Source organism: Micromonospora foliorum (genome assembly GCF_022229015.1).
Taxonomy (GTDB): Bacteria; Actinomycetota; Actinomycetes; order Mycobacteriales; family Micromonosporaceae; genus Micromonospora; species Micromonospora foliorum.
The window spans coordinates 1-24,897 of sequence record NZ_JAKKFF010000131.1 but is presented as its reverse complement, the minus strand read 5'-3'; the positions used below and the strand labels follow the sequence as shown (position 1 = coordinate 24,897).

Sequence of the window (24,897 nt, the reverse complement as noted above, 5' to 3'; positions counted from 1 at the left end):
CGGGGTGCTCACCGCCGGCCCGGTGGCCGGGCATCTCGCCGACCTGGCCGCCGCGCTGGGCCGTGCCGAGGAGGCGACCGAACACCGTCGTACGGCCCGTGCGGTGACCGCCCGCGCCCGCGCCGCCGGCTGACCCTCACCCGCGGCCACGGCGACTTGCGGGTTTCCGCCGGAACCCACCGGCGGGTGCGGTCAGATGGAACCACCGGCGCGTCCACCGACGCCATGGTCCGAAGGGGGGTACGCGTGGAGGGGCTCATCCTGATCGTGGCGCTCGGCGTCACCGTCCTCGTCGGCACCACTCTCGGCGGTCGGTACCGGGTCGCCCCGCCGGTCCTGCTCATCGCGTTCGGCGTGCTGCTCGGGCTCACGCCGCCGCTGTCCGAGGTCACCCTGGAACCGGACCTGGTCCTGCTGATCTTCCTGCCGGCGATCCTGTACCGGGAGAGCCTCACCATCAGCCTGCGGGAGATCCGGGCCAACCTGCCGGTGATCGGGTTGCTCGCCGTGGTGCTGGTGGTGCTCACCATGGTCACGGTGTCGTTCGCCGCGCAGGCGTTCGGGGTGAACCCCGCCGCCGCCTGGGTGCTCGGCGCGGTCCTCGCGCCGACCGACGCCGCCGCGGTCACCGGCCTGGCCAAGCGGCTGCCCCGAAAGCTGCTCACCACCCTGCACGCGGAGAGCCTGATCAACGACGGCACCGCGCTTGTGGTCTTCGCGGTCGCGGTGGGTCTGCTGAGCGAGAGCGCCAAGCCGGGCGTGCTGGGCATCGGCGAGGAGTTCGTCGGCGCCAGCGTCGGCGGTGTGGTCGCCGGTCTGCTGGTGGGGGCGGCCGTGGTGCTGATCCGCAAGCGGCTCGACGATCCGCTGCGCGAGGGCGCGCTGAGCGTGCTGACACCGTTCGGCGCCTTCCTGCTCGCCGACTCGGTGCACGCCAGCGGCGTACTGGCGGTGGTGGTCGCCGGCCTGGTGCTGGCCTACGCCGGCCCACGGGTGATCCGCGCCCGGTCCCGGGTGCTGGCGTACGCGTTCTGGGACCTGTCCACCTTCCTGATCAACGGCGGGTTGTTCGTCCTGCTCGGCACGCAGATTCCCCGCGCGGTGCGGAGCATCACCAGCACCTCGCCGCAGCGGGCTCTGCTGATCGTGCTGGTGGTCACCCTGGTCGTGATCGGTACCCGGCTGCTCTTCGTCTACCTCACCGCGCAGTCGGCGCGGCTGCGGCGCCGCCGGATGGTGGACGACGACGGTCGAGGTCCCTCCGCCTGGCGGGTTGGCACCGTCGCCGGCTGGTCCGGTTTCCGGGGCGCGGTGTCGCTCGCCGCCGCCCTGGCCGTCCCGACGGTGACGGCCAACGGTCGACCGGTGGTCGAACGCGATCTGATCATCTTCGTCACCGCGCTGGTGATCGTGCTGATCATGCTCCTGCAGGGCACCACCCTGCCGTTGGTCGTCCGCTGGGCCGGGCTGAGCGGCGACCCGGAACGCGTCGACGAGGCCCGGAACGCCCGGCGGCGGGCCACCGAGGTGGGCTTGGCCGCTCTTCCCCAGGTCGCCGCAGAGGTCGGTGCCCAGGATGACGCGGTGCGTCGGCTGGAAGCCGAGTACCAGCGGCACCTGGAGGACCTCAACGAGAGATGTGGGAACACCGCCGAGGAACGCCGGTTGGAACGCCGACTGCGCCTCGGCGTCCTCGCCCACAAGAGGCGGGAGGTCACCCGGCTGCGCGACAACCGGGAGATCGACGATCTGGTGCTGCAGGAACTCCAGGCCGCGTTGGACAACGAGGAGATCCGGCTGCTGGGGCGCGGGCCCAACGAGTGACCGTCGGCAATCGTCCGACCGGCGCGGTTCAGCGCGCCTGGTGTCGGCGCACCTGGTTTCAGAGCGCCTGGTTTCAGAGCACCTGGTCGAGGAACCGGCGAAGCCGCGGATGCTCGGCCCGCTCGAAGATCGCCTCGGGTGGGCCGGCCTCCAGCACCACGCCGCGGTCCATGAAGGCGACGGTGTCGGCGACCTGCCGGGCGAAGCCCATCTCGTGGGTCACCACCACCATGGTCATCCCGGCGGCGGACAGGTCGGCCATCACCCCGAGGACGCCCTTGACCAACTCCGGGTCGAGCGCCGAGGTCGCCTCGTCGAAGAGCATCACCTCGGGCCGCAGCGCCAGCGCGCGGGCGATCGCCACCCGCTGCTGCTGACCACCGGAGAGCTGCGCCGGTCGGGAGTTCGCCTTGCCGGCCAGCCCCACAAGCTCCAACTGGGCGCGGGCGACAGTCTCCGCCTCGTCCGCACCGAGCTTGCGCAGCCGGCGCAGCGCCAGCGTGACGTTGCGCAGCACGCTCATGTGCGGGAAGAGGTTGAACTGCTGGAAGACCATGCCCACCCGCTGCCGTAGCGCGTCCGGGTCGTCGCCCAGCACGCTGCGCCCGTCCAGCAGCACATCGCCCCGGTCCGGTTCGATCAGCCGGTTGATGGTGCGCAGCAGTGTGGACTTGCCCGACCCGGACGGGCCGATGACGCAGGCCGTGGCGCCACGCGGCACCGAGAGGTCGACGCCGCGCAGCACCCGGTTCGGTCCGAAGGCGAGGTGCACGCCGCGTACGTCGAGGCTGACCGAGGTCGTCGTGGCGGTGGTCATCGCCGGTCTCCTTCCGTCGCGGCGTACGACGCGGTGTCGTCGTCGTCCTCCTCGGTCGACGCGGTGGCCGGCCGACCGTTGCGCAGCCGCCTGTCGATCCAGTTGACGACGTGCGTCAGCGGAACGGTCAGCGCCAGGTAGCAGAGCCCCGCCAACAGCAGCGCGGACTCGTTGCCGGTGGTGGCCGCGTAGTCCTGCCCGATCCGGAACAGCTCCCGCTGGCTGGCCACCAGGCCGAGGAAGTAGACCAGGCTGGAGTCCTTGATCAGCGCGATGAGCTGGTTCACCCAGGCCGGCAGTACCCGCCGGATGCCCTGCGGGATGATCACCAGCCGCATCGCGTCGGCCCAGGAGAAGCCGAGCGCCCGGGCGCCCTCCAACTGGGCGGCCTCCACCGACTGGATGCCCGAACGGAAGATCTCCCCGATGTACGCCGTAGCGATGAGCGACAGCGCCAGGATGCCCAACGGGTAGGGATCCGGCCCCCAGACCTGCATGCCCAGCGGGGCCAGCCCGACGCCGATCAGCAGGATGGTCGCCGCGGCCGGCAGCCCCCGGAACACGTCGGTGTAGACCCGCGCCGGCCAGCGCAACCAGCGGCTGCGGGAGATCCCGGCGACGGCCAGCAGCAGGCCCAGCACCGAGCCGAGCAGGGCGGCGGAGACCGCCAGGATCAGCGTGTTGGGCAACCCGACGGTCAGCATCTCGGGCAGCGCCTCGCGCATCGCGTCCCAGTCGAAGAAGGTCTCCCACAGGGTGCTCAACGGATCCATCGGTCGCTCCTCCTACCGCCCCGCTCGCTCGTCACCGGCTCAGGACGCGGCCGACGCGGACGCCGACGGCGCGGCTGTAGCCGACGGCGCCGCCGAGGCCGACGCGGACGGGGCCGGCACCGTGCCGCTGCCCGGCGTGAAGTCCGCCGGGATCGGCCGGCCCGGGTAGTACTGCGCCTGCAACCGGCTCCAGGTGCCATCGGCGATGACCTCGTCGAGGCCCTTGTTCAGCGCCTCGCGCAGCTCGTCGCTGCCCTTGGCCACGGCGTACGCGGTCGGTGCCGGGCTGAGCTGCTTGGCCGCCACGGTGATCTTGTCGTTGCTGTCGGTGGCCGACTTCTCGCCGATCTCCGCCGGGGCGATCCAGGCGTCGGCGGTGCCCGCCTTGAGCTGGTTGATCGCGCCGTTGTAGTCCGGCACCCGCACGGGGTTGAGCTGCTTTCCGGTGGCGTAGTCGTCCTGGACGGTGCCCTGCACCACCACGACCCGCTTGCCGGCGAGCTGGTCGAAGCTGGTGATCGGCGAGCCGGCCGGGACGTCCAGGCCGAAGTAGCCGAAGTCGTAGCCGTTGCCGAAGTCAACGGTCTTCTTGCGTGCCTCGGTGATGGTGATCGAGGAGCTGCCGACGTCGAACTTGCGGTTGTTGACCTGGCTGAGCAGCGCGGAGAAGTCGGTGCCGACGAACTCGACAGTGAGGCCGAGCTTGCCGGCCACGGCGGTCAGCAGGTCGTTGTCGAAGCCGGTGAACTTCCCGTCCTTGAGGTAGACGTTCGGCGGGGCGTCGGTGAGCGTGCCGGCGCGCAGCACGCCCGGCTGGGCCAGGCCGTACGGGTTGGCGGTGGCATCGGACGAGCTGTCGTCGCCGCAGGCGGTGAGGGCGGTGGCGGCCAGGATCGTGGCCGCGCCCAGGGCGGCGGCGCGGGTCAGGGCAGGAAGGAATCGCACGGGTGTCTCCGAAGGGTGGTGTCTCGGCGCGCACGGGCGTGCGCCACCGACGGGACGCCCGAGGGCGTACCGGTGGGAAGGAGTTCGGGAAGGGCTGTGCTAGAGCGCGATGCCGCGACGACAGGCGGCGCTGCACATTCGCATCATGTCCACGTGCCGTCGCCGGGTCAGGGCGGGCGAGGGGCGACCGGTGCGGGAGTCCGCGACGTCGGTCGGTGGGGCGGTGCTGAGGATGCGCATGGTTCTCCCGGGTCTGTGCTGACCTGGGTGCCAGGCCACGCTTGCGCCGACGTCGTGCCGGTGCCTGGTCCTCACCCGGGGCACCCCACCGCGGAGGAGGGTTGCCGGCCAGCGAGCCGGGGCTTCGCGCTGGCACTCATGACCTGCGCCGAGGCTAGCAGCACCGACGGGTGGGTCGTCCAGTCGTTATGACCACGCTCACCGTGCGCGATGAGCCGCCCGCTCGCACGTCAACCGGCGTGCACGTGCGGTCGACGGTGCGGGTCGGGCTCCTGGCGGCGCAGGATCTCCCGGGTCACCGAGGCGATGGCGCCCTGCCCGAACGCCAGGTAGCGCAGGAAGTTGCGAACCGGACCGCCCTCGGACCACTCGAAGTAGATGTGCGGGCGTCGACGGCTGCGGTCGCGGATCTCCAGCAGCAGGGCGGCGAGCGCGGTGGGCACCGACGAACTGGCCAGGCTGAGCACCGGGAAGCGACCGTCGACCACGCCGCCGCGGACCAGCAGCCCGGTCTCGAAGTCGGACGGGTCGGTGACCTTGACCTCGACGAAGATGACGTCGCCGTCGCCGGGGAAGTCGTTGTCCGCCATGGTCTGCGCCAGCTTGGCGTGGTATTCGGCCGCGTCGCGCCGGTCGGGTTCGTGCGCGATGAGACGGATCCGCCGTCCGGCGCGTTCGTCGATCATCCGGGCCGCGGTGGGGTCCAGCTCGACGTGGTCGACGCGCAGCTCGTACGCCCGCATGAGCCGGGACAGCACCGACACCAGGATGATCCCGCCGATGAAACAGGCCGCGATCTTGACGCCACTCGGGCGCTCCACCACGTTCGCCAGCGTGGTGTAGACGAAGATCACCGCGATGACGCCGAACGCGATGGTGCGGCCGCGCTGACGCTGCCGGAGCGCGGCGAGCGTCACCGCCGTCGCCGCCGAGGTGATCAACACCAGGACCCCGGTGGCGTACGCGCCGCCCTGCGCGTCGACGCTGGCCTCGAAGACGATCGTGATCAGGAACGCCACGGCGGTGAAGACCAGCACCAGCGGCCGGACGGCTCGCGCCCAGGTCGGCGCCATGCCGTACCGGGGCAGGTAGCGCGGCACGAGGTTGAGCAGACCAGCCATCGCCGATGCGCCGGCGAACCAGAGGATTCCGATGGTGGACAGGTCGTAGACGGTGCCGAACACCTCGCCGAGGTGGGCGTGCGCCAGGTAGGCCAGTGCCCGCCCGTTCGCCGGCCCACCCGGCTGGAAGGCCTCCGGTGGGATGAGCACGGTGGTCGTCACGCTGCTGGTGATCAGAAATGCGCTCATGATGACCGCCGCGGTGGTGAGCAGCCGGCGTGCGCCACGGATCCGGCCCAGCGGTCGTGCCTCCGAGTCCTGCGGGTCACCTCGTACGCTCGGCATGACCGCCACCCCGGTCTCGAAGCCGGACAGGCCCAACGCCAGCTTCGGAAAGACCAGCAGCGACAGCCCGACCACCAACCACGGGTCGCCGTGCCCGGCGGTCAGCGTGGTGGTCCAGTCGCCGACCGCGCTCGGATGGGTCACCACCCGCCACAGCGCGTCGACCACCACCACCGCGTTCAGCGTCAGATAGACCGCGACCAGGACGACGGCGATCCCGATGGCCTGGGTGAATCCCTTGAGGAACACCGCGCCCAGCAGCGACACGAGCAGCAGCGTGACCAGCACCTGGTGCCCCTTGAGCCCGCTCGGCCAGAACGGGTTCTCGTCGATGTGCGCCGTCGCGTCGGCGGCCGAGAGGGTGATGGTGATGATGAAGTCGGTGGCCGCGAAACCGAGCAGCACCAGCACCAGCAGCTTGCCCGGCCAGTAGTTCAGCAGGCGTACCAGCATCGCGATGGAGCCCTCACCGTGCGGGCTCTCCACCGCCACCCGCCGGTAGACCGGCAGCGCCCCCAGCAGGGTCACCAACACCAGCACCAGGGTCGCCACCGGTGAGAGCGCCCCGGCGGCCAACGCCGCGATGCCCGGTTGGTAACCCAGCGTGGAGAAGTAGTCGACGCCGGTCAGGCACATCACCTTCCACCACGGGTGGTGCCGGTGCTCCGGCGGGCGCCCGTGCGGCCCCGGGTGCTGCACGGCCTGGTCCGAGCCGGCGTCGAGCAGCCACCCCCGCAACCGGCCGGCACGTCTGTCGACAGTCACCGGCGCGTCCCCCGTCATCCCGCCCACGGTCACCGTGAGTATCCGCCCGTCGGGCCGCCCCCGTCCGTCGGTGCGCGGAACCCAGCCGACGCCACGGCGGGTTTCGGGCCCAGGACAGGGGGGAAGCAGCGCTCCGGGCTGGACCGGACGGCACCGGGGGAGGGGACAGGGCATGGTCGGCGGCCGTCGCTTCCGCCCGGGTGGTGGCTTCGGCCGCCAACTCGACGAGTACGAGACGAGGGTCGGCGTGCCGCCGCCCGCCGAGTCGCCCGCCACGCCACGCGGCGGCCTGGTGGACAGCGCGGTCTACCTCCGGGGGCACCGGTTCGCCTCGCCGTCCGGCCTCGCCGAGACGTACCGCTGCCTGCAGGAGCAGGACGGCGCGATGGCCTGGATCGGGTTGTACCGGCCGGACATCGAGCAGATCACCTCGCTGGCCCGGGAGTTCCGGCTGCACGACCTGGCGGTCGAGGACGCGATCAACGCCCATCAGCGGCCCAAGCTGGAGCGGTACGCGCACACCCTGTTCGTGGTGCTGCGCGCCGCCCGCTACGACGACCTCCGGGAGGAGGTCGAGTTCTCCGAGCTGCACCTGTTCATCGGGCCGGGTTTCGTGGTCACCGTCCGACACGGTGAGGCGCCCGACCTGGCCGCGGTGCGGCGGCGGCTGGAGACCGAGGCGCAGATGCTCGCCCGGGGCCCGGAGGCGGTCCTGTACGCGATCCTCGACCAGGTCGTCGACGGGTACGCGCCGGTGGTGGCCGGGCTGGAGAACGACATCGACGAGATCGAGACCCAGGTGTTCGGTGGCGACCCGAACGCCAGCCGCCGCATCTACGGCCTCAGCCGGGAGGTCATCCAGTTCCAGCGGGCCGCCCGGCCCCTGCTCAGCGTGCTCGACGCGCTGGCCGACGACGCCGGCAGCGCCAGCGAGGACGAGGAGCTGCGCCGTTACCTGCGCGACGTGACCGACCACCTGACCCAGGTGGTGGAGCGGGTGGACGGGTTCCGGCACCTGTTGCAGAACATCCTCACCGTCAACGCCACCCTCGTCTCGCAGCAGCAGAACGAGGAGATGCGCAGCCTCACCGCGGCCAGCTACAGCCAGAACGAGGAGCTGAAGAAGGTTTCCTCCTGGGCGGCGATCCTCTTCGCTCCCACGCTCATCGGCACCGTGTACGGCATGAACTTCGTCCACATGCCGGAGCTGAACTGGCGCTTCGGCTATCTCTTCGCGCTGCTGCTCATGCTGCTGGTCTGCGGCACCCTCTACGTGATCTTCAAGCGGCGCGGCTGGCTCTGAGCCGTGCGGCCCGGGTTCACTCGATGCCGCGCAGGATGTGCCGTTCGTCCTCGACGTCGTCGTCACCGGCGCCGATCCGGCCGAGCAGTACGGCGGCCGCCCAGATCGTCAGTGGCGTGGCCGCCCCGGTCATCCCGCCGCCGGTCCGGTCGTCCCGGGTCTGGCTCCGCTCCGTGCGCGGTGGCCTGCGCTGAGCCTGCATGGGCCCTGCCTCTCCTCGTCGAAGCCGCCGTGGGTGGCGCGGGGTGACCCCAGGCCACACCGGCCGGGCGAACCGCCTGTGAGCAGCCCACCACCGGTACGACAGCCACTCGAACCTTCCCACGCCCGGCCGCATCCGCACCGCTTGTTTTCGGGTTTCCGACTGTCGCCCGCCAAACCGGACATTACGCGTCGACGGTCGAGTCACAGTCAAGGCAGCGGGTGGGCGATGCCGCGGGCGTGGTCGGTGAGCGCCGCGCCGACCACGGTCGCGGCCAGCGGTAACACCTCCAGGCAGCGGCGCACCGCGGCGGCCATCAGCGTGTTCGGCACCCGCATGGAGAGCGTGCAGTGTGGCACCCAGCGCCCCGGCTGGTAGTGCTCGGCGAGGGGGATGCCGGCGGCGGCGAGCCGGTCGTGGACCAGCCGGTGGTGCGCCAGCAACTCCGGGGTCGGCGCCGGACCGAGCCAGAGCACCCGACCGACGAACTGGCCGGCGTGTTGGAAGTCGAGTCGCAGTGGGGCGGCCACCACCGTCCCCTGTAGCGCCTCGGCGACCTGCTCCGGATCGAAGCGCGGGGCCACCGCGAGCGAGACGTGCGGCCGGTGGCGCTGCTCCAGCAGCGAGCGCATGCTCTGCACACCCTCGGCCTCCAGCGCGTCCCAGAGCACCCGGATCCGGCGGGTGGCGTCCGGGTCCAGGTACAACTCCACCGCGGCGACCATTTGATCACCGTAGCGGCCGAGGTTTGCGCGCCCGGGTCCGGCGGTACCTGTTCGGAAACCGACCAGGAAGGCGTACCCGTGGATGTGAGTGACCTGCTGACCGAGGCGTACGACCGGCTGCCCGACCTCGTCCGCGCGGCGGTCGACGGCCTCAGCCCCGAGCAACTGCGCCAGCAGCCCGGGCCGGGCGCCAACTCGGTCGGCTGGCTGGTCTGGCACCTCACCCGGGTGCAGGACCACCACGTCGCCGACCTCCTCGACGCCGACCAGATCTGGGTGAGCGGCGACTGGGCGGGTCGGTTCGGGCTCGCCGCCGACCCCGACGACACCGGCTACGGGCACTCGCCCGCGCAGGTCGCGGCGGTGCGGCCGGAGAACGCGCAGGCGCTGATCGACTACTACGGGGCGGTCGCGGCGCGTACCGGAGGCTTCCTGGCCGGCCTGGGCCCGGCGGACCTGGACCGCGTGGTCGACGAGGGGTGGGATCCACCGGTCACCCTCGGCGTCCGGTTGGTCAGCGTCGTCGACGACGATCTGCAGCACGTGGGCCAGGCGGCCTACGTGCGCGGCCTGATCGAGGCCGGCTGAGGCGCCCCCTCACCCGCTTCGGGTGAACCGGGCTCACCCCGGCGCGGGTGATCCTGCGGGAGACCGTGGGGAGGGGACCCGATGGGCGCGACGGCGGAGCAGTACCTGCGACAGCTGGACACCGGTCGGCGGCCCGACCTGCCGGAGACCACCGCGGGGACGCTGCGGCTGGATGTCCGCGACGACGGCAGCACCGATCACTGGTACCTGACCATTGCCGACCAACACGTCCGGGTGACCCGCTCGGCCGACGACGCCGAACTGGTGGTGCGGGCCGACCGGGCGGTCTTCGACCGGATGGCCCGCGGCGAGCTGCACCCGGGCGCGGGCCTGCTGCGCAACGAGCTGACCGTGCAGGGCAACATGCAACTGCTGATGCTGCTGCGGCGCGTCTTCTCCGGGCCCGACGGCGCCCGCCATCCGCAGGAGTTGGGCCGTGCCGCGCTGGCTGGCCGGGCCGCGACGACCGCTCGGGCCGCGACGACCGCTCGGGACGAGCGGCCGTGAAGCAGGAACTGGTGCACGTCATCGCGGGAAACCTTTTCGCGATCAGTGACGCCCAGGGCGACATCGAGGCCGATCCGCAGGCCCCGACCGGACTCTTCGCGTACGACACCCGGTTTCTGTCCCACTGGGTGCTCAGGATCGACGGTGAACGGATCAACGCGCTCGCCCGCGACGACCTCACGTACTTCGAGACCCGGTTCTTCCTCGTCCCCGGTGCGGCGAGCCACTACGTCGACGCCGACATGTCGATCATCAGGCACCGTTCGGTCCACGACTGTTTCCACGAGAACATCACCGTGCTCAACCACTCGTCGCAGCCCGCCGACTACACCGTCCGGATGGAGATGGCCAGCGACTTCACCGACATCGTCGAGGTCGGGCAGCTCCGGCAGCGGACCGTCGAGGTCAGCGCCGACTCGGCGAGCCAGCAACTCGTGCTGCGCTACCAGCGGGACCGGTTCGTCCGCGAGACCACCGTGCGCAGCACCGTCCCCGCCGAGGTGGACGCGCACGGAATGACGTTCCGGATCCGGGTCGCACCCGACGGGAAGTGGGAGACCGACCTGCACGTCAGCGTGACCATGGGCGGCGAGGACGGCCGGGATCTCCGCGCCGACCTGCAGTCGCACCAGCGGACCGTGCGGACGGGGATGCGCGAGGACCTGGCGCAGTGGCTGGACCGGGCGCCACAGCTGGTGGCCGAACGCGACGGCCTGGAAGAGCTCTACCGGGGCAGCCTCGCCGACCTGGCGGCACTGCGGTACCGGCCGTTGTCGTACCGGGAGCGGGTGCCGATCGGTGGTCTGCCGTGGGCGATGGGGTTGTGCGGACGGGACGCCATCATCACCTGCCTCCAGACCATGGCGTTCACCCCCGAACTGGCCCCGGCGACGCTGCGGATGCTGGCGCTCATGCAGGGCGGCCAGCTCGACGACGCGCTGGACGAGGAGCCCGGCAAGATCCTGGCCCAGCTCCGGTACGGCGAGACGGGGGCGTTCGGCGACCGGGCGAGCGCGCTGTACTACGGCGCGGCCGACACCACCCCGCTCTTCGTCGTGCTGCTCGACGAGTACGAGCGCTGGTCCGGTGACGCGGACCTGGTCCGCGAGCTGCGCCACCCGGCCCGGATGGCGCTTGACTGGATCGACGAGTACGGCGACCTGACCGGGGACGGCTACCTGCGCTACCAGCGCCGCAACGAGCGCGACGGCACTGTCAACCAGTGCTGGAAGGACTCCCCGGACGCCATCGTCGACTCCGACGGGCGGCAGCCCGCCTTCCCTCGCGCCACCTGTGAGTTGCAGGGCTACGCGTACGACGCGAAGCGGCGTGGCGCCCGGCTGGCCCGGGAGTTCTGGGGCGACCCCGCGTACGCCGACCGGTTGGAACGGGAGGCGGCGGCGCTGAAGGAGCGCTTCAACCGGGACTTCTGGTTGCCACACCGGGAGTACTACGCGTTGGCGCTCGACCCGTACGGCGAACCTGTCGACGCGTTGGCCTCCAACATCGGGCACCTGCTCTGGAGCGGGATCGTCGCGGACGACCGCGCGGAAGCGGTCGCCGAGCACCTCGTGGGGCCGCGGCTGTTCGGCGGTTGGGGGGTACGCACGTTCGCCGAGGGGCAGCGCACGTACAACCCGGTCGGCGCACACCTGGGCGCGGTGTGGCCGTCGGACAACGCGCTGATCGTCGCCGGGTTGCGTCGCTACCGCCTCGACGCGCAGGCGGCCCGGATCGCGGCCGGCATCTTCGACATGGCGCAGACGGTCGGCGGCGCGGTGCCGGAGGTGATCGCCGGTTACGAGCGCGGCCTGACGACCTACCCCGTCGAGTTGGCGATGAGCTGCCGCCCGCAGGCGTGGTCGTCGGGAGCCCTGCTGATGCTGCTGGGCACCGTGCTGGGCCTGCGACCCACTGGCGACAACCTGCTGGTCAACCCGGCGGTGCCGGAGGGGTTCGGTCGGCTGGAACTGCTGGACATCCCGGGCCGGTGGGGTCACTCCGACGCCTACGCGAGGGACCGGACCACCGAACGCCGGCGCCGCCTGCGCTGAGGTCGAGGACCAGCGCCCAGCCGGCAACGGTGGGCGCCGGGGTCAGCCCATGGTCTTGGCGCCGTCGATCGACTCCCGCAGGATGTCGGCGTGCCCGGCGTGCTGGGCCGTCTCGGCGATGACGTGCAGCAGCACCCGGCGGACCGTCCAACTCGCCCCCGGCTCGAACCAGGGCGCCTGCGGCAGCGGGTGCGCCGCGTCCAGGTCGAGAGTGGCGATCAACTCGTCGGTCTGGCCGGCCACCTGCTGGAACCGCTCGACCAGCCCGGCGAGGGTCTCGCCCGGCGCCATCTGGAACTGACCGACCCAGTCGACCTCCTCGCGGCCCATCGCCTCCGCGCCGCCGACGGCGAAGAGCATCCACCGGTGCTCGACGCCCGCCACGTGCTTGATGAGGCCGCCGAGGCAGAGGCCGCTGACGGTGGGGCGGCTGGCAGCCTGCTCGTCGGTGAGCCCGTCGACCGTCTGCAGGAGGAAACCGCGGTGCTTGCGGAGCGTCTGCAGGAGGTCGGTGCGCTCACCGGTGAGCTGCTCGGTGCTGCTGGTCATGCCGCCACCCTTCGTTGATGTCCATCCGGTGCCACCGTAGGGCGAGGCACCGACAGTTTCCGGGCACGACACCGGGTCGGCGCAGGAGCCGCCAGCGGTTGCCGATCCGCGCCGGTGGCGGTCCACTGAATGACATGGGTGTGATTAAGGTGGGCACGTCGTCCTGGGCGGACCAGTCCCTGCTGCGCTCCGGGTGGTACCCACGCTCGGCCAGCACGCCGGCCCGTCGGCTGGGCTTCTACGCCAGTCAGTTCCCGTTGGTCGAGGTGGACACGTCCTACTACGCCATCCCGGCGCCGGAGACGACCCAGGGCTGGGTGGACGCCACACCGGACGACTTCACCTTCGACGTCAAGGCGTTCAGCCTCTTCACCGGGCACCCGACGCCGGTCGCCGTGCTGCCCCGGGACCTGCGCCCGACCGTCGGCCCGAGCCGGATCCGCCGCCGTGACCTGCCGGAGCCGGCGTACGACGAGCTGTGGGCCCGGTTCCGCGCGGCCCTCGACCCGATCGCGGCGGCCGGCAAGCTCGGTGTGGTGATGTTGCAGTTCCCCCCGTGGCTGGTGCGCAGCCCCGCGGCCGAACGCCGGATCGTCGAGCTGGCGCAGCGCTGCCGGCCGTGGCGGGTCGGTGTGGAGCTGCGGCACGGCTCCTGGTTGGACGAGGACGCGGCTTCGGACACTCTGGACCTGCTCCGCGCCCACGATCTGTCCCTGGTCTGCGTCGACATGCCACAGGGGCACCCGTCGTCGGTGCCGCCGATCCTGACCATGACGGCGGAGCCGGCGGTCGTCCGCTTCCACGGTCACAGCGACGCCTGGGGTGTGGGCGACAAGCAGGAGAAGTTCCGGTACGCGTACGCCGAGGACGAACTCCGGCACTGGGCCGGACTGCTGGCCGAGTTCGCCGGTCTCCCCGACGATCTGCACGTGCTGTTCAACAACTGCTGCGCCGGGCAGGCCCAGCGCGACGCCACCCGGCTGGCGCAACTGCTCGCCGAGACGATGGTCGCCGACCAGGCCGTCCCGGCGACCGGCTGATCGCCGCACCAGCCACCCGGGCGGGCGCGGGTCCGCTCAGGACCGCCGTCCCCGGCTGCGGAGGGCGTCCTGGGTCGACTCGCCGATGTCCGCGTCGTCGGGGAAGCTCCGGCCGCTGGGGGCGGGGTCGGGTGGGGCACCCGGTCCGGCCATCGTCGTACGGGTCGGCTCGACCGAGCCGAAGCCGTGTCGTCCGGCCGGGCCCGACCGGCCCGCCGGGGCACCCGCGCGCCGCTCTCCGCGCCGTCCCTCGGGTACCGCGGTCTCCTCGCTGCCCTCGTCCATCGGTGAGTCGTCGTCCGTGCCCCAGGGCGCGTCGGCGTCGAAGCCGTCGCCGGTGCCCCACGGTTTGGTCGCCTCCGGCTCCAGCCGGTCGTTGTCACCGCTGCGTCCCTTGTGCGCCGTCATGGCCACCCCGCTCGTCGGTCCGCCAACCGGCGGACGATGTGCCGTCCTCGGGCCGGGACTGCCCGCCCGAGCGCGGCGCTCGACATGTCGCCGGCACGCCGCCGCGCGCGCGGGATACGTCGTCGCCTCCGGTGCGCGCGTAGGGCCGGCCAGCGCCCCGCCGTCGAGGTGGCGGCGGGACGCCGGCCGGCCCGACGTTTCAGCGTCCGGCCATCGCCATCGGCCGCTTGCCGTTGCTCATTCCCGCCATCCTGATCATGCTTTTCGAGGCGGCCTTCATCCCACCGGTGCGACCGAGCATTCCTCGGAAGACCTGGCCGGGCTTCTGCTGCTCACCCATGTACGCGGTGACCACGACAAGCGTCCCGGTCAGCGCCGGAATGGCCCACTGGAGCAGCTTCATCTGCCGCTGCGACGAGGCCACACTGGCCGGGGTCTGGTGGTTCGGCTCGGTGGCGCCGCTCACCGACGGGCCGCCGGCCTTCTCCAGCCGCATGCCGACCAACCGGCTGTAGCCGGTGACCGCCAGCGCGCCGATGGTCAACGCGGTCTTGATGACGCTGGCCCGGGCGACGCCGGACTGGGCCGCCACCCGTGGGCTCTCGGTCACCAACTCGCCGACGGCGCCGGCCAGGTGGGCGCCGATCGCGGCCGCGTTGACCGGGGTCCACTTGGACCATCCGGCCGAGGCGACCGGGAGTCGCTGGGTCGAGTCGCTGATTTTCGCCGCTGCGCCGTTGACGCCGAAGGCACCCATGAGGGAGCCGCCAAACCAGGCCGCCAGGCCCAGATCGTGCATCGAGCGCAGTGCGGTGTGCCGTTCGGACATGTGATCCCCTTCCGCCGTGTCGGGCGGTGCGGCTTACCCGCCGGTCGGGCGGCTAACCCCGCCCCGGGTGGGCCGATCCGCGCCCTGGCGGGCAGCTACCGGACATCCGTGACGTCGGTGGGTTGACCTCGCCCCGACAGGAGTCGTTCGCCCCGTGGCGGGTAGATCCCGAGCGACGCCGACGAGAGGTGAACGCGATGTCACAGCCGGACGAGAGCCGGGAGAAGACCCCCAAAACGGACGCGGTGCTCATGCACCCCGACAACGACCCACACCGGAACACGTCCGAGGTCGCCCCCCGCAAGGAGCACGCGGAGATCCAGGTGGAGCGGGACGGTGAACTGGTGCCGCTGGACCAGGACGAGTGAGCCGACCGGCCCCGGGCTGGAGGAGTACGGCTCAGCGGGGCGGCAGGTCGCCGGCGAAACCGGCGATCCGCCGCGCCAGCGGGTCGCTCGCGCGGACCCAGGTGAAGTGGTCCAACGTCGCCCCGGCCTGCGCCACTGTGTACCGCTCCCGGGTCACCGGCGCGCCGCCGAGCTTCGCGCAGAGGTGGTCCATGGTCTCGTGCGGGGTGAACTGGTCGTCGTCCACACTGACGGCCAGCACCGGGGTCCGTACCGCGTGGACCGCCGCCTCGGTGTCCGTACCGTCGAGCCGGGGGAACCGGCCGGTCCGCGCGGTGTATGCCCAGTCGCGGATCACGCCGCGCGCCTGCCGACCGCCGAAGCCCCAGCCCGGCCAGACCCCGAGCAGAGCCGCCGTGGCGGCGATCCCCTGGGTGTAGGGCAGCACGCCGAGGCCGCGCCGGCCCGGGTAGCTCCGCCAGTACGGGATGCCGACCGCGATCAGCGCCAGCCCGTCCACCTCGTCGCCGCCGTGCAGGGCGAGGTGCAGCAGCGCGGCCTGCCCGCCGAGCGAGTGCCCGAGGAGCAGTCGGGTGCGTCCGTCCAGTCGTGGCTTGAGGGCGGCCAAGACGGCGCCGACGTCGCCGGCCAGTTCGGCGTAACCGTGCCGGTCCGCCCGACTCGGCGCGGGCGTGCTGGCACCGGTGCCGCGCAGGTCGGCCACGACCACGGCCAACCCGGCGGCGCGCAGCGCGGCGGCGAAGGGCCGGTAGTACCGGGCCCGGACCCCCATCGCGGGCCAGATCACGACCACCGGCGCGCCCGTCACTCCGGCCGGCTCCGGGTAGACCTGCACCCCCAGCCGGCCACCGTCGACGTCGACGAACTCCTGCGCGTACTCCGGATCCCCGTTCACCGGCCCAGCCTACGGCCTGACGTTACCGACGGGTAGCAGCAGGCCGCCGGGTCGACGACCGCGGCGTGCGCTCCCCGGACGCGACGGAGGGCCCCGCCGGGTGGCGGGGCCCTCCGAAGGACGCTGCGGTCAGGAGACCGAGATCGCCCCGTTGCCGGCCCGGACACAGGCCACCGAACGGGCGCTGGTGGAGGCGGCGCCGCTCAGGCACTGACCGAGCACCTGGTGCCCGGTGGCGTTCGGGTGCCACGACTCCTGGCAGGTCTGGAAGTAGGTGACGCAGGTGTTGGCGATCCGCTGGATGGCGATCTTGTCCTTGCCGGCGAGGCTGGTGACGAAGGTGCCGGTCGCGCCGTCCTGGAGCCGGATCGGAGTGGCCAGCGCCCCGCTCGGACTGCTGGTCTGCTCGCAGAGCCGGGCACCGTTGAAGGCCTGCTGCACGTTCAGGTACACCAGGTCGTCGGCCGGGAACTCGGCGGCCAGGGTGTCCCTGGTGGACTGCACGATGCTGCCCAGACCCTGGGAGAAGCGGTGCCCCGGCGCCAGGCTGGCCCGGTGGATCGGGCAACCGGCCGCGTACCGCTCGGCACCCAGGTCACGGAACTTGTCCCGGGTGTCGTCCCGGCTGTCCTCCTCGTGGAACTGCGGGTTCAGGTCCAGCGGCAGCGGGTTCGTGTAGTCCTGGAACACCACCCGGTGCTGACCGTCCGCGTCCACCTGGTCGAGGGTGGTCAGGATCTGGCGTACGGCCGCGGTGGTCTCCGCGGTCGCGGCGCTGAGCTGCGCGGCGGTGGCCAGGTCGGCATCGCTGCACGGCTTCTGCTCGACCGGCCCGTTCAGGTACGCCCAGAACTCCCACCAGCCGGTCCAGGCGTCCGCGATGAACCGGTTGGCGCACTTCTCCGCGACGCTGCCGAAGGTGAACGAGCTGTTGTTGGAGCCGAGGCCGACCAGCACCAGGTCGATGTCCTGGGTCTGCGCGACGGCACGCAGCTGGTCCAGCTGCGCGGCCACGGTACGACCGTTGGTCCGCGCCTGGGAGGCATTGGCGATGTCGTGTGGCTGGCCACCGGAGCAGGCCAGGTTGAACCGGTTCTGGATGCCCGGCAGGTTGGCCTGGTTGAGCGAGGCGTTCGCCGAACGGTGGCAGAAGAACGCGTTGTTGTTCGCCGCCGTCCAACCGGGGAAGCCCTGGCTGACGCCGTTGACGTCGACCACCGGGGTGTACGCCCCGGCGCCCTCGCCACTGATGAAGCTGTCCCCGAGCGCCACCGCGGCGGTGGGCAACGCGGCGGACGCGGGTGCGGGCAGCGCGACGGCGGTCGACAACGCGGCCATGGCGATCGTTAGTCCCGCGGCGAGCGCGGTACGCCGGAACCTGGGCATGGGGCCCCCATCCATCGAAAGATGAAAGATTCTCTGAGAGCGCGATCAGATCACCCTCGTGCGACGGGCGTCAATGGCCCGTAACAGATTCGTTCGACGAAAGACATACGCGCGTAGGCATGACGCCCTACCGCGTCGAGATTGGACCCGCGCTCCGGGTTGCCGAACCCACCGACCCGCGCCCCCTCGGGCGCAGGGAGTCAGCGACCGGTCGGGCCGCCGCGGCGGTTCAGCCCGGCCGCGCCCACGGCGTTCAGAGCGACACCCCAGAGCAGGAGTACGCACAGCCACTGCACCCACCGCAGTGCGCTCATCTCGCCCGAGAGCAGGTTGCGCACGCTGCCCAACGGGGTGAGCCACGGCTGCGTCGGACGGAGGGCGTCCACGGCACCCAGCAACGCGAACAGCCCCAACGGCAGGATGATCGTGGCCAGGAACGCCACCACCGCCGAGCGCAGCAGCAGGCCCAGCCCGGTGCCCACCAGGCCGGCGACGATCTGCACCAGCACACTGCCCACCGCGACCGTGCCGGCGAACCGCCACGGCTCGTCCGCGACGGCCGGGGTGAGGGCCAGCGTCGCGGCGCAGATCAGCACACCGACAACGCCGATGACGACCGCCGGCAGCCCCACCGCGAGCACGGTGGGCAGGACCGGGACGCGGCCGGACGCCCGCCGCAGGTCGCGTACCAGCAGGATGCCGAAGAGCGGGGTCACCACCGACATCAGGCTCTGCACGGTGCCCGAGAGTTCGGCGAAGGTCCGGTCGGCGGGAGACGCCGCCGCGACCAGCGCCACGGCGGCCACCAATCCCGCCACCAGGGTGCCGACCAGCAGCCACCGTCGGGCTGGCGTGCCGAGGGAGCGCCGCAGCGCGTCGCGAATCGTCCCGTCCATCTCGACCGCCTCCTGATCTCCTCGACCCGGACGGCGTGCACCCCGCGCGCAAACCGGCCGCGATCATGGGTGAGCGTACCGGTGGCGGTGTCTCTGCGTGGTCCCATGATCACCCGCCGGCTGTTCGTTGGCTCACGTCCGGCGGGCCGCGCGCGGCGGGTCGCGCGGGGCCTCCGGGAGTTGTCCTAGCCTCGGGCTAGGCTCGCTGCGGCGCGCCACGCCGGCTGATGTCGCCGGTGACCGGCAGCACACCGCCGAGACCGGGGAGTACGACCAGTTGACCGCAGAGCCTGACACCCTGTACGGGGCCGATGACCTCACCCACCTTGAGGGGCTGGACGCTGTCCGCAAGCGGCCCGGCATGTACATCGGTTCCACCGACAGCCGTGGCGTGGGTCACCTCGTCAACGAGATCCTCGACAACTCCACCGACGAGGGTGTCGCCGGTCACGCCAGCCACGTCGAGGTGATCCTGCACCCCGACGGTTCGGTGCAGGTCGACGACGACGGCCGGGGCATCCCCACCGACGTGCACGCCAAGTCCGGCATCTCCGGCGTCGAGCTGGTGCTGACCCGGCTGCACGCTGGCGGCAAGTTCGGCGGCTCCGGCTACAAGACCTCCGGCGGCCTGCACGGCGTCGGGGCGTCGGCGGTCAACGCGCTGTCCCGCCGCTTCGACGTGACCGTCCGCCGGGCCGGCAAGGTCCACGCGATGTCGTTCCGGCACGGCGTCCCGGGCATCTTCGACGGCGCCGGGCCGGACGCGGCCTTCACCGCCGGCCCCGGGCTCCAGGTGATCGGCGCGATGAAACGCGGCCAGCGCACCGGCACCTCGATCCGCTGGTGGCACGACGCCCGCTACTTCGAGACCGGCGCGGCGCTCGACGTCGACGCCGTCCGGATGAAGCTGCGCAACACCGCGTTCCTGGTCCCGGGTGTGACCTACCTGCTGCGCGACCTGACCGGCGAGGCGCCCGCCGAGGAGCGGTTCCACTACCCCAACGGGCTCAGCGACATGGTGGAGTTCCTCGCCCCGGCCGGCGACCGGCCGGTCTCCGGCACCCTGCTGGTCAACGGCGAGGGCACCTACCGGGAGAACGCCGCCGACGCCAACGGCGTCATGCAGTCCAACGTGCAGCGGCGCGCCGAGGTCGAGGTGGCGTTCCGGTGGGGCACCGGCTACGAGCGCACCGTCGAGTGCTTCACCAACACCATCCGCAACGCGCACGGCGGCACCCACCGCAAGGGCTTCGAACGGGCCCTGGTCCGCGCGCTCGCGGACGCGATCCGCAACACCCGCGGCCTGCTCAAGGCCAAGGAGGAGCCACCCACCCTGGATGACGTCCTGGAGGGGATGACCGCGGTGGTGCACGTGCGGATCCCCGAGCCGCAGTTCACCTCGCAGACCAAGGACGAGCTCTCCACCACCGGCATCACCAAGGTTCTCCAGTCCCTGGTCGACGCGCACATCAAGGCCTGGCTGGAGGACCGGCGCACCAAGGCCGAGGCGCGCACCGTCCTGCAGAAGATCGTCGACGCCGCCCGGGTGCGACTCACCCAGAAGCAGCAGAAGGACGCCGCCCGGCGCAAGACGGCCCTGGAGGGCGCGTCCATGCCGCCGAAGCTTGTCGACTGCCGGGCCACCGGCATCGACCGCAGCGAGCTGTTCATCGTCGAGGGCGACAGCGCGTTGGGAACGAGCCGGATGGCCCGTTCCTCGGAATACCAGGCGCTGCTGCCGATCCGCGGCAAGATCCTCAACGTGCAGAAGGCCAACCTCCAGCAGGTTCTGGACAATGCCGAGTGCGCGGCCATCGTGCAGGTCCTCGGCGCCGGCTCGGGGCGCACCTTCGACCTCTCCGCGTTGCGCTACGGCCGCGTGCTGATCATGGCCGACGCCGACGTGGACGGCGCCCACATCCGTACGCTGCTGATCACCCTGTTCGCCCGGTACATGCGACCGCTGATCGAGGCCGGTCGGCTCTACGCCGCGATGCCGCCCCTGCACAAGATCACCACCAGGGGGCGCAGCCCGCAGACCGTCTACACCTACACCCAGGCCGAGATGGAGACGACGGTCCGCAAGCTGGAAAAGGCCGGCAAGCAGATCGTCACGCCCATCCCACGGTTCAAGGGTCTCGGTGAGATGGACGCCGACGAGCTGTGGGACACCACGATGAACCCGGCCACCCGCGCCGTCCGCCGGATCACCCTCGACGACGTCGACGCCGCCGAACGCATCCTCGAACTGCTGATGGGCGAGAAGGTCGAGCCGCGCCGCAACTGGCTCATCGACTCCGCCGACCGCGTCGACAGGGATGCGATCGACGCATGAGCGCCCGTTCCGTTCCGATGGAGAGCTGAGTCATGGCACGCCGTAAGGAAAACAAGGTCGACCTCTCCTCGTTCGACCAGGCCGGCGCGCGGGTCTTCGACAACCCGCTGGTCACCGAGGTCTCCGACTCCTACCTGGAGTACGCGTTCTCGGTCATCCACTCCCGCGCCCTGCCCGACGCCCGCGACGGCCTCAAGCCCGTGCACCGGCGCATCCTCTGGTCGATGTACGAGCAGGGCTACCGCCCGGATCGCGGGCACGTGAAGTCTGCCCGAATTGTCGGCGACTGCTTCGTTGCCGGCACACTCGTCTCGACGCCCGACGGTTTGCGGGCCATTGAGGAGATCGAAGTCGGGGACCTCGTGCTGGACGGCGGCGGAGCCTCCGTACCGGTGACTGCTGTTTATCGGAATCCGACCTCCGAACTGGTGCGCGTGACCTGGAGCAACGGGCACACGATGCTCGTAACGCCGGGCCAGCGCTTCCGTGTGGTCGCCGATGACCTTTCGGTTCAGTGGGCGGAGGCTCGGGATCTCCCGGGGCGACTGGCATTGGCGAACGGCAGTCGTCGCAATGCGGTGTCAATGCCTGCAGGTGACGTCTACGACTATGTGCGCGGGCTGCTGGTGGCTGAGGGCTTCCCCGCCCATCGGTCTCGCGAAGCGGACGGCCGGGTCCGGATCCACATGTGTGACGTCGAGCCGCTGGATGTCGCTCACGGCTGGGCCATCGCCAGTGGATTGAACGTCTCCCGAGGCAAGCGCGAGGCACGCAATCCCCTTCATCGCGACCAGCACATTCTGACCTTCAGTAGGCACGAGGGGCTGCTGGAGGCCACACGTCCGCTCAGCCGGGACAAGTACGTGCCGGGCGACATCATCGCGAACCGCGCGGCGTGGGCACCGTTCCTCGCCGGCTTCTTCGACGGAGACGGCTACGTCCGTAAGCGCTTCAGGGAGATCGTCTTCGTCAGCACGAGCGAGGTGCTGGTGCGGCAGATCTACGCCATGCTTGCCGACCTTGGGCTGCACGGGCACCACTGGACCAGCGGTCGCGCCTCCGCGGGTAACCCGCTCCTTGGTCTCTCGGTCAGCGGACGGGACGCCGCAGACCTTGCCCGGTTGTTGCTGCCCTGGGTGCGGATCGGATACAAGCACGACGGCTTGCAGCGGGTCGCCGAGATCGGCTACGAGTACAGCGGCAAGCGGGGCAACGACCGGTTGCCCTACGGTCCGGTCATCGCGGAGTTCACGGCAGCGCATCAGGGCGGCGGGTGGTTCCGGGACCAGGACGGACAGGCGTTCCGTGACTCGCTCTCGGCGAGCGGTGGCCCGAAGGTGCGGTATGGCAAGGACCGCAATGGCGTCCCGCTCGCGGACCGGTCGTTCCAGTTGGAGCGAGCGGTACGAGACGGCTGGATCCAGAAACTCCGCCGCCTTGGCTCACCGCTCGCAGCTCGGCTCGACGCGTTGGTCGGCAGTTCGTTCCTGCGGGTCACTTCGGTTGAGGCGGTTTCGCCCGACGTCACGTACGACATCCAGGTCGGCAGTGATGAGCACGCGTTCGTCGCCGAGGGCTATGTCGTCCACAACTGCATGGGTAAGTACCACCCACACGGTGACACGGCGATCTACGACGCCATGGTCCGCCTGGCCCAGGACTTCTCCCTCAACGTGCCGCTCATCGACGGGCATGGAAATTTTGGGTCCCCAGACGATGGACCGGCAGCAAGCAGATACACCGAAGCACGAATGTCTCGCGAGGCCATGCTGCTCGTCGGTGAGCTGGGCGAGGACACCGTCGACGTCGAGCCCAACTACGACGGGTCGCTGACCCAGCCGACCGTGCTGCCGGCCGCGTTCCCCAACCTGCTTGTCAACGGCGCGTCCGGGATCGCGGTCGGCATGGCCACCAACATGATCCCGCACAACCTGGCGGAGGTCGTCTCCGCGGCCCGCTGGCTGATCAACCACCCGGACGCCACTCTGGACAAACTCATGGAGTTCGTCCCCGGCCCCGACCTGCCCACCGGTGGGGTGCTGCTCGGCCTGGATGAGGTGCGCCGGGCGTACGAGACCGGTCGTGGCGTGGTGCGGATGCGCGGCAAGGTGGAGATCGGCCCGATCGAGGGCAGCCGGGGTCGTCAGGCGATCACCGTGGTCGAGCTGCCCTACGGCGTCGGCGCGGAGAAGGTCATCGCCGCGATTACCAACGAGGTCACCAAGACCAAGCGCCTGACCGGCATCGCCGACGTCAAGGACCTCACCGACCGGGAGAGCGGCACCCGCCTCGTCGTCGAGTGCAAGGTCGGGGTCAACCCGCAGGCGCTGCTCGCCGACCTCTACCGGCTGACCCCGCTGGAGCAGTCGTTCGGCGTCAACAACCTGGTCCTGGTCGACGGGCAGCCGCGCACGCTGGGCCTCAAGGCGCTGCTGGAAGTCTTCCTGGCGCACCGGTACGAGGTGGTCACCCGGCGCACCTCGTACCGCCGGCGCAAGCGTCAGGAACGGCTGCACCTGGTCGACGGTCTGCTGATCGCGCTCCTGGACATCGACGAGGTGGTCCGGCTGATCCGGGGCAGCGACGACGCGCAGGCCGCGAAGGACGGGCTGATGAGCCGGTTCGGCCTCTCCGACATCCAGGCCACCTACATCCTGGACACTCCGTTGCGCCGGCTGACCAAGTTCGACCGGATCGAGCTGGAGGCCGAGCAGGAACGGCTGCGCGCCGAGATCGCCGAGCTGAGCAAGATCCTCGACGACGAGCGGGTGCTCAAGAAGGTGGTCTCCGACGAGCTGGCGGCCGTGGTCAAGCAGTTCGGCACCGAACGTCGTACGACCCTTGTCGACGGTGACCTGAAGGAGGTGCTGGCCGCGTCCGCGCCGGCCGGCCCGCTGGAGGTCGCCGACGACCCGTGCCAGGTGATCCTCTCCGCGACCGGGCTGGTCGCCCGGACCGCGGCCGAGTCGGAGGAGAGCTCCGAGGGGCGCCGACGCAACGGCCGGGTCAAGCACGACACGGTACGCGCGATCGTGCACTCCACCGCCCGTGGTCGGGTGCTGCTGTTGACAAGCGCCGGCCGGGCGTTCAAGGTCGACGTCCTGCCGCTGCCGGTGCTGCCCGAACAGGCGGGCACGGTGTCACTGCGGGGCGGGATGTCCGCGGCCGAGTTGGTGCCGTTGGCGGCGGGGGAGACCGTCGTCGGCCTGGCCCCGCTCGGCGGGGAGGCGGACGGCTCACCGGGGTTGGCGTTGGGCACCCGACTGGGCGCGGTGAAGATCTGCGCGCCGGAGTGGCCGGTGCGTTCCGACGAGTTCGAGGTGATCGGTCTGCGCGACGGTGACGAGGTGGTCGGGGCGACCTGGCTGACCGACGGCACCGAGACGCTGACCTTCGTCACCTCGGAGGCGTCGCTGTTGCGCTTCCCCGCCGGGTTGGTCCGGCCGCAGGGCCTCAAGGGCGGCGGTATGGCCGGCATCAACCTGCCGGCCGGGGCGCGGGTGGCGTTCTTCGGGGCGGTGCGCACCGACGACCCGGGGCACGGCGAGCCGATGGTGGTTACCTCCACCGGCGCGACGGTCAAGGTGACGCCGTTCAAGGCGTACCCGGCGAAGGGGCGGGCGACCGGCGGCGTGCGCGCGCACCGCTTCCTCAAGGGTGAGACGGACGTGGCCGTTGCCTGGGTGGGCCCGCGACCGGTCGGCGCGACCGCCACCGGCGACCCGGTCGAACTGCCCGCGGCGGACCCCCGCCGCGACGGCAGCGGCTTCGCCGTGATGCTCGGCCCGACGGTGGTAGGCCACCTGATCGAACGCGACTGACCCACCCACCCACCTGCGCCGTCCCCCGAGCACGGCCCGCGCGCCCGGCCGCCCGGCCGGCCACCCGGCCCGCCCGCCCGCCCCAAGATCGTGCTCGATCCTGGAAGTAGTGGCATCACCGCCGCTGTGATTCCCCTCTATCCTGGATCGAGCGCGATCATGTCGGGGGTGGTCCTCGGCGCCGGGCGCGGCTGTCGTGCGGGGTGGGGCAGCCGTCGGCG

22 protein-coding genes, 2 pseudogenes and 1 riboswitch are annotated in these 24,897 nt (G+C 71.3%); of the genes and pseudogenes, 11 read left to right on the top strand and 13 right to left on the bottom strand.

What is annotated here, in order from left to right; translation table 11 throughout:
- The first annotated feature begins 246 nt into the window (after window positions 1–246).
- Window positions 247–1,824 carry a Na+/H+ antiporter gene (locus tag PSH25_RS11795; RefSeq protein ID WP_238659135.1) on the top strand — a complete coding sequence of 526 codons (1,578 nt, stop codon included), beginning with the start codon at window positions 247–249 and terminating at the stop codon, window positions 1,822–1,824.
- Window positions 1,825–1,897: 73 nt separating this feature from the next.
- On the opposite strand, the gene PSH25_RS11790 is transcribed toward PSH25_RS11795, so the two are convergent.
- The 5 genes from PSH25_RS11790 to PSH25_RS11770 form a co-directional block, all read right to left on the bottom strand.
- Entirely contained in the window at window positions 1,898–2,641 is a 744-nt protein-coding gene (locus PSH25_RS11790) for an amino acid ABC transporter ATP-binding protein (protein ID WP_238659134.1), read from the bottom strand.
- Window positions 2,638–3,414: an amino acid ABC transporter permease gene (locus PSH25_RS11785; protein ID WP_238659133.1), complete on the bottom strand. Its 777-nt coding sequence runs from the start codon at window positions 3,412–3,414 to the stop codon at window positions 2,638–2,640. The genes PSH25_RS11790 and PSH25_RS11785 overlap by 4 nt, the downstream gene beginning before the upstream one ends.
- A gap of 39 nt (window positions 3,415–3,453) precedes the next feature.
- The gene (locus PSH25_RS11780; protein ID WP_238659132.1) at window positions 3,454–4,359 is read right to left on the bottom strand and encodes an ABC transporter substrate-binding protein; all 906 of its coding nucleotides are present in this window, start codon (window positions 4,357–4,359) and stop codon (window positions 3,454–3,456) included.
- Window positions 4,360–4,458: 99 nt separating this feature from the next.
- Window positions 4,459–4,599 carry a hypothetical protein gene (locus tag PSH25_RS11775; protein ID WP_238659131.1) on the bottom strand — a complete coding sequence of 47 codons (141 nt, stop codon included), beginning with the start codon at window positions 4,597–4,599 and terminating at the stop codon, window positions 4,459–4,461.
- A 32-nt stretch (window positions 4,600–4,631) separates the two neighbouring features.
- Window positions 4,632–4,743: riboswitch (SAM riboswitch) on the bottom strand.
- Between the two features lie 86 nt (window positions 4,744–4,829).
- Window positions 4,830–6,770 (bottom strand): amino acid transporter, encoded by a 1,941-nt coding sequence (locus PSH25_RS11770; protein WP_308193659.1) that lies wholly within the window; start codon window positions 6,768–6,770, stop codon window positions 4,830–4,832.
- 172 nt (window positions 6,771–6,942) lie between these two features.
- On the opposite strand from PSH25_RS11770, the gene corA reads away from it, so the two are divergent.
- Window positions 6,943–8,073 (top strand): magnesium/cobalt transporter CorA, encoded by a 1,131-nt coding sequence (corA, locus tag PSH25_RS11765; RefSeq protein ID WP_238659129.1) that lies wholly within the window; start codon window positions 6,943–6,945, stop codon window positions 8,071–8,073.
- A gap of 16 nt (window positions 8,074–8,089) precedes the next feature.
- Here the strand turns inward: corA and PSH25_RS11760 are convergent, their stop codons facing one another.
- Entirely contained in the window at window positions 8,090–8,275 is a 186-nt protein-coding gene (locus PSH25_RS11760; protein ID WP_091401337.1) for a hypothetical protein, read from the bottom strand.
- 209 nt (window positions 8,276–8,484) lie between these two features.
- Window positions 8,485–9,000, bottom strand: coding sequence for a 2'-5' RNA ligase family protein (locus PSH25_RS11755; RefSeq protein ID WP_238659128.1), 516 nt, complete (start codon window positions 8,998–9,000; stop codon window positions 8,485–8,487).
- Between the two features lie 78 nt (window positions 9,001–9,078).
- On the opposite strand from PSH25_RS11755, the gene PSH25_RS11750 reads away from it, so the two are divergent.
- The 3 genes from PSH25_RS11750 (at window position 9,079) to PSH25_RS11740 (ending at window position 12,149) form a co-directional block, all read left to right on the top strand.
- On the top strand, window positions 9,079–9,588 hold the full coding sequence (locus PSH25_RS11750) for a mycothiol transferase (RefSeq protein WP_238659127.1): 510 nt from the start codon (window positions 9,079–9,081) through the stop codon (window positions 9,586–9,588).
- A gap of 81 nt (window positions 9,589–9,669) precedes the next feature.
- Window positions 9,670–10,095 (top strand): SCP2 sterol-binding domain-containing protein, encoded by a 426-nt coding sequence (locus PSH25_RS11745; protein ID WP_238659126.1) that lies wholly within the window; start codon window positions 9,670–9,672, stop codon window positions 10,093–10,095.
- Window positions 10,092–12,149, top strand: a complete 2,058-nt coding sequence (locus PSH25_RS11740) for an amylo-alpha-1,6-glucosidase (RefSeq protein WP_238659125.1) — start codon at window positions 10,092–10,094, stop codon at window positions 12,147–12,149. Before PSH25_RS11745 ends, PSH25_RS11740 begins: the two co-directional genes overlap by 4 nt.
- A 42-nt stretch (window positions 12,150–12,191) precedes the next feature.
- Here the strand turns inward: PSH25_RS11740 and PSH25_RS11735 are convergent, their stop codons facing one another.
- Complete coding sequence (locus PSH25_RS11735) at window positions 12,192–12,698, bottom strand: DinB family protein (RefSeq protein WP_238659124.1); 507 nt, start codon at window positions 12,696–12,698, stop codon at window positions 12,192–12,194.
- Between the two features lie 134 nt (window positions 12,699–12,832).
- Here PSH25_RS11735 and PSH25_RS11730 point away from each other — a divergent pair, with 134 nt between their 5' ends.
- Window positions 12,833–13,738 (top strand): DUF72 domain-containing protein, encoded by a 906-nt coding sequence (locus PSH25_RS11730; RefSeq protein WP_238659123.1) that lies wholly within the window; start codon window positions 12,833–12,835, stop codon window positions 13,736–13,738.
- Between the two features lie 36 nt (window positions 13,739–13,774).
- Here the strand turns inward: PSH25_RS11730 and PSH25_RS11725 are convergent, their stop codons facing one another.
- On the bottom strand, window positions 13,775–14,146 hold the full coding sequence (locus tag PSH25_RS11725; RefSeq protein ID WP_238659122.1) for a hypothetical protein: 372 nt from the start codon (window positions 14,144–14,146) through the stop codon (window positions 13,775–13,777).
- A 199-nt stretch (window positions 14,147–14,345) separates the two neighbouring features.
- Window positions 14,346–14,975, bottom strand: a complete 630-nt coding sequence (locus PSH25_RS11720; RefSeq protein WP_238659121.1) for a hypothetical protein — start codon at window positions 14,973–14,975, stop codon at window positions 14,346–14,348.
- A 197-nt stretch (window positions 14,976–15,172) separates the two neighbouring features.
- Here PSH25_RS11720 and PSH25_RS11715 point away from each other — a divergent pair, with 197 nt between their 5' ends.
- Complete coding sequence (locus PSH25_RS11715; RefSeq protein ID WP_238659120.1) at window positions 15,173–15,343, top strand: hypothetical protein; 171 nt, start codon at window positions 15,173–15,175, stop codon at window positions 15,341–15,343.
- A gap of 31 nt (window positions 15,344–15,374) precedes the next feature.
- On the opposite strand, the gene PSH25_RS11710 is transcribed toward PSH25_RS11715, so the two are convergent.
- The 3 genes from PSH25_RS11710 to PSH25_RS11700 form a co-directional block, all read right to left on the bottom strand.
- Window positions 15,375–16,238 carry an alpha/beta hydrolase family protein gene (locus PSH25_RS11710; RefSeq protein WP_238659119.1) on the bottom strand — a complete coding sequence of 288 codons (864 nt, stop codon included), beginning with the start codon at window positions 16,236–16,238 and terminating at the stop codon, window positions 15,375–15,377.
- Window positions 16,239–16,367: 129 nt separating this feature from the next.
- Window positions 16,368–17,624 carry an SGNH/GDSL hydrolase family protein gene (locus tag PSH25_RS11705; protein ID WP_238659118.1) on the bottom strand — a complete coding sequence of 419 codons (1,257 nt, stop codon included), beginning with the start codon at window positions 17,622–17,624 and terminating at the stop codon, window positions 16,368–16,370.
- A gap of 200 nt (window positions 17,625–17,824) precedes the next feature.
- Window positions 17,825–18,520: a hypothetical protein gene (locus PSH25_RS11700; RefSeq protein ID WP_238659117.1), complete on the bottom strand. Its 696-nt coding sequence runs from the start codon at window positions 18,518–18,520 to the stop codon at window positions 17,825–17,827.
- 277 nt (window positions 18,521–18,797) lie between these two features.
- Between PSH25_RS11700 and PSH25_RS11695 the strand changes: the two genes are divergently transcribed.
- The 4 genes and pseudogenes from PSH25_RS11695 to PSH25_RS33950 all read left to right on the top strand — a co-directional run bounded on the left by PSH25_RS11695 (window position 18,798) and on the right by PSH25_RS33950 (window position 24,676).
- The gene (locus PSH25_RS11695; RefSeq protein WP_238659116.1) at window positions 18,798–20,855 is read left to right on the top strand and encodes a DNA gyrase/topoisomerase IV subunit B; all 2,058 of its coding nucleotides are present in this window, start codon (window positions 18,798–18,800) and stop codon (window positions 20,853–20,855) included.
- Between the two features lie 32 nt (window positions 20,856–20,887).
- A pseudogene (locus PSH25_RS33960) lies at window positions 20,888–21,145 on the top strand (DNA gyrase subunit A); the annotation flags it as partial.
- A 168-nt stretch (window positions 21,146–21,313) separates the two neighbouring features.
- Window positions 21,314–21,922: pseudogene (locus PSH25_RS33955) on the top strand (LAGLIDADG family homing endonuclease); the annotation flags it as partial.
- Between the two features lie 69 nt (window positions 21,923–21,991).
- Window positions 21,992–24,676, top strand: coding sequence for a DNA topoisomerase (ATP-hydrolyzing) (locus tag PSH25_RS33950; RefSeq protein WP_372492771.1), 2,685 nt, complete (start codon window positions 21,992–21,994; stop codon window positions 24,674–24,676).
- The last annotated feature ends 221 nt before the right edge of the window (window positions 24,677–24,897 follow it).

Excerpts from the sequence above, each read along its gene's own strand:
- PSH25_RS11790 (WP_238659134.1), bottom strand. The coding sequence starts at position 2,641 with ATGACCACCGCCACGACGACCTCGGTCAGCCTCGACGTACGCGGCGTG.
- PSH25_RS11785 (WP_238659133.1), bottom strand. The coding sequence starts at position 3,414 with ATGGATCCGTTGAGCACCCTGTGGGAGACCTTCTTCGACTGGGACGCG.
- PSH25_RS11775 (WP_238659131.1), bottom strand. The coding sequence starts at position 4,599 with ATGCGCATCCTCAGCACCGCCCCACCGACCGACGTCGCGGACTCCCGC.
- corA (WP_238659129.1), top strand. The coding sequence starts at position 6,943 with ATGGTCGGCGGCCGTCGCTTCCGCCCGGGTGGTGGCTTCGGCCGCCAA.
- PSH25_RS11760 (WP_091401337.1), bottom strand. The coding sequence starts at position 8,275 with ATGCAGGCTCAGCGCAGGCCACCGCGCACGGAGCGGAGCCAGACCCGG.
- PSH25_RS11755 (WP_238659128.1), bottom strand. The coding sequence starts at position 9,000 with ATGGTCGCCGCGGTGGAGTTGTACCTGGACCCGGACGCCACCCGCCGG.
- PSH25_RS11745 (WP_238659126.1), top strand. The coding sequence starts at position 9,670 with ATGGGCGCGACGGCGGAGCAGTACCTGCGACAGCTGGACACCGGTCGG.
- PSH25_RS11735 (WP_238659124.1), bottom strand. The coding sequence starts at position 12,698 with ATGACCAGCAGCACCGAGCAGCTCACCGGTGAGCGCACCGACCTCCTG.
- PSH25_RS11730 (WP_238659123.1), top strand. The coding sequence starts at position 12,833 with ATGGGTGTGATTAAGGTGGGCACGTCGTCCTGGGCGGACCAGTCCCTG.
- PSH25_RS11725 (WP_238659122.1), bottom strand. The coding sequence starts at position 14,146 with ATGACGGCGCACAAGGGACGCAGCGGTGACAACGACCGGCTGGAGCCG.
- PSH25_RS11720 (WP_238659121.1), bottom strand. The coding sequence starts at position 14,975 with ATGTCCGAACGGCACACCGCACTGCGCTCGATGCACGATCTGGGCCTG.
- PSH25_RS11715 (WP_238659120.1), top strand. The coding sequence starts at position 15,173 with ATGTCACAGCCGGACGAGAGCCGGGAGAAGACCCCCAAAACGGACGCG.
- PSH25_RS11705 (WP_238659118.1), bottom strand. The coding sequence starts at position 17,624 with ATGCCCAGGTTCCGGCGTACCGCGCTCGCCGCGGGACTAACGATCGCC.
- PSH25_RS11700 (WP_238659117.1), bottom strand. The coding sequence starts at position 18,520 with ATGGACGGGACGATTCGCGACGCGCTGCGGCGCTCCCTCGGCACGCCA.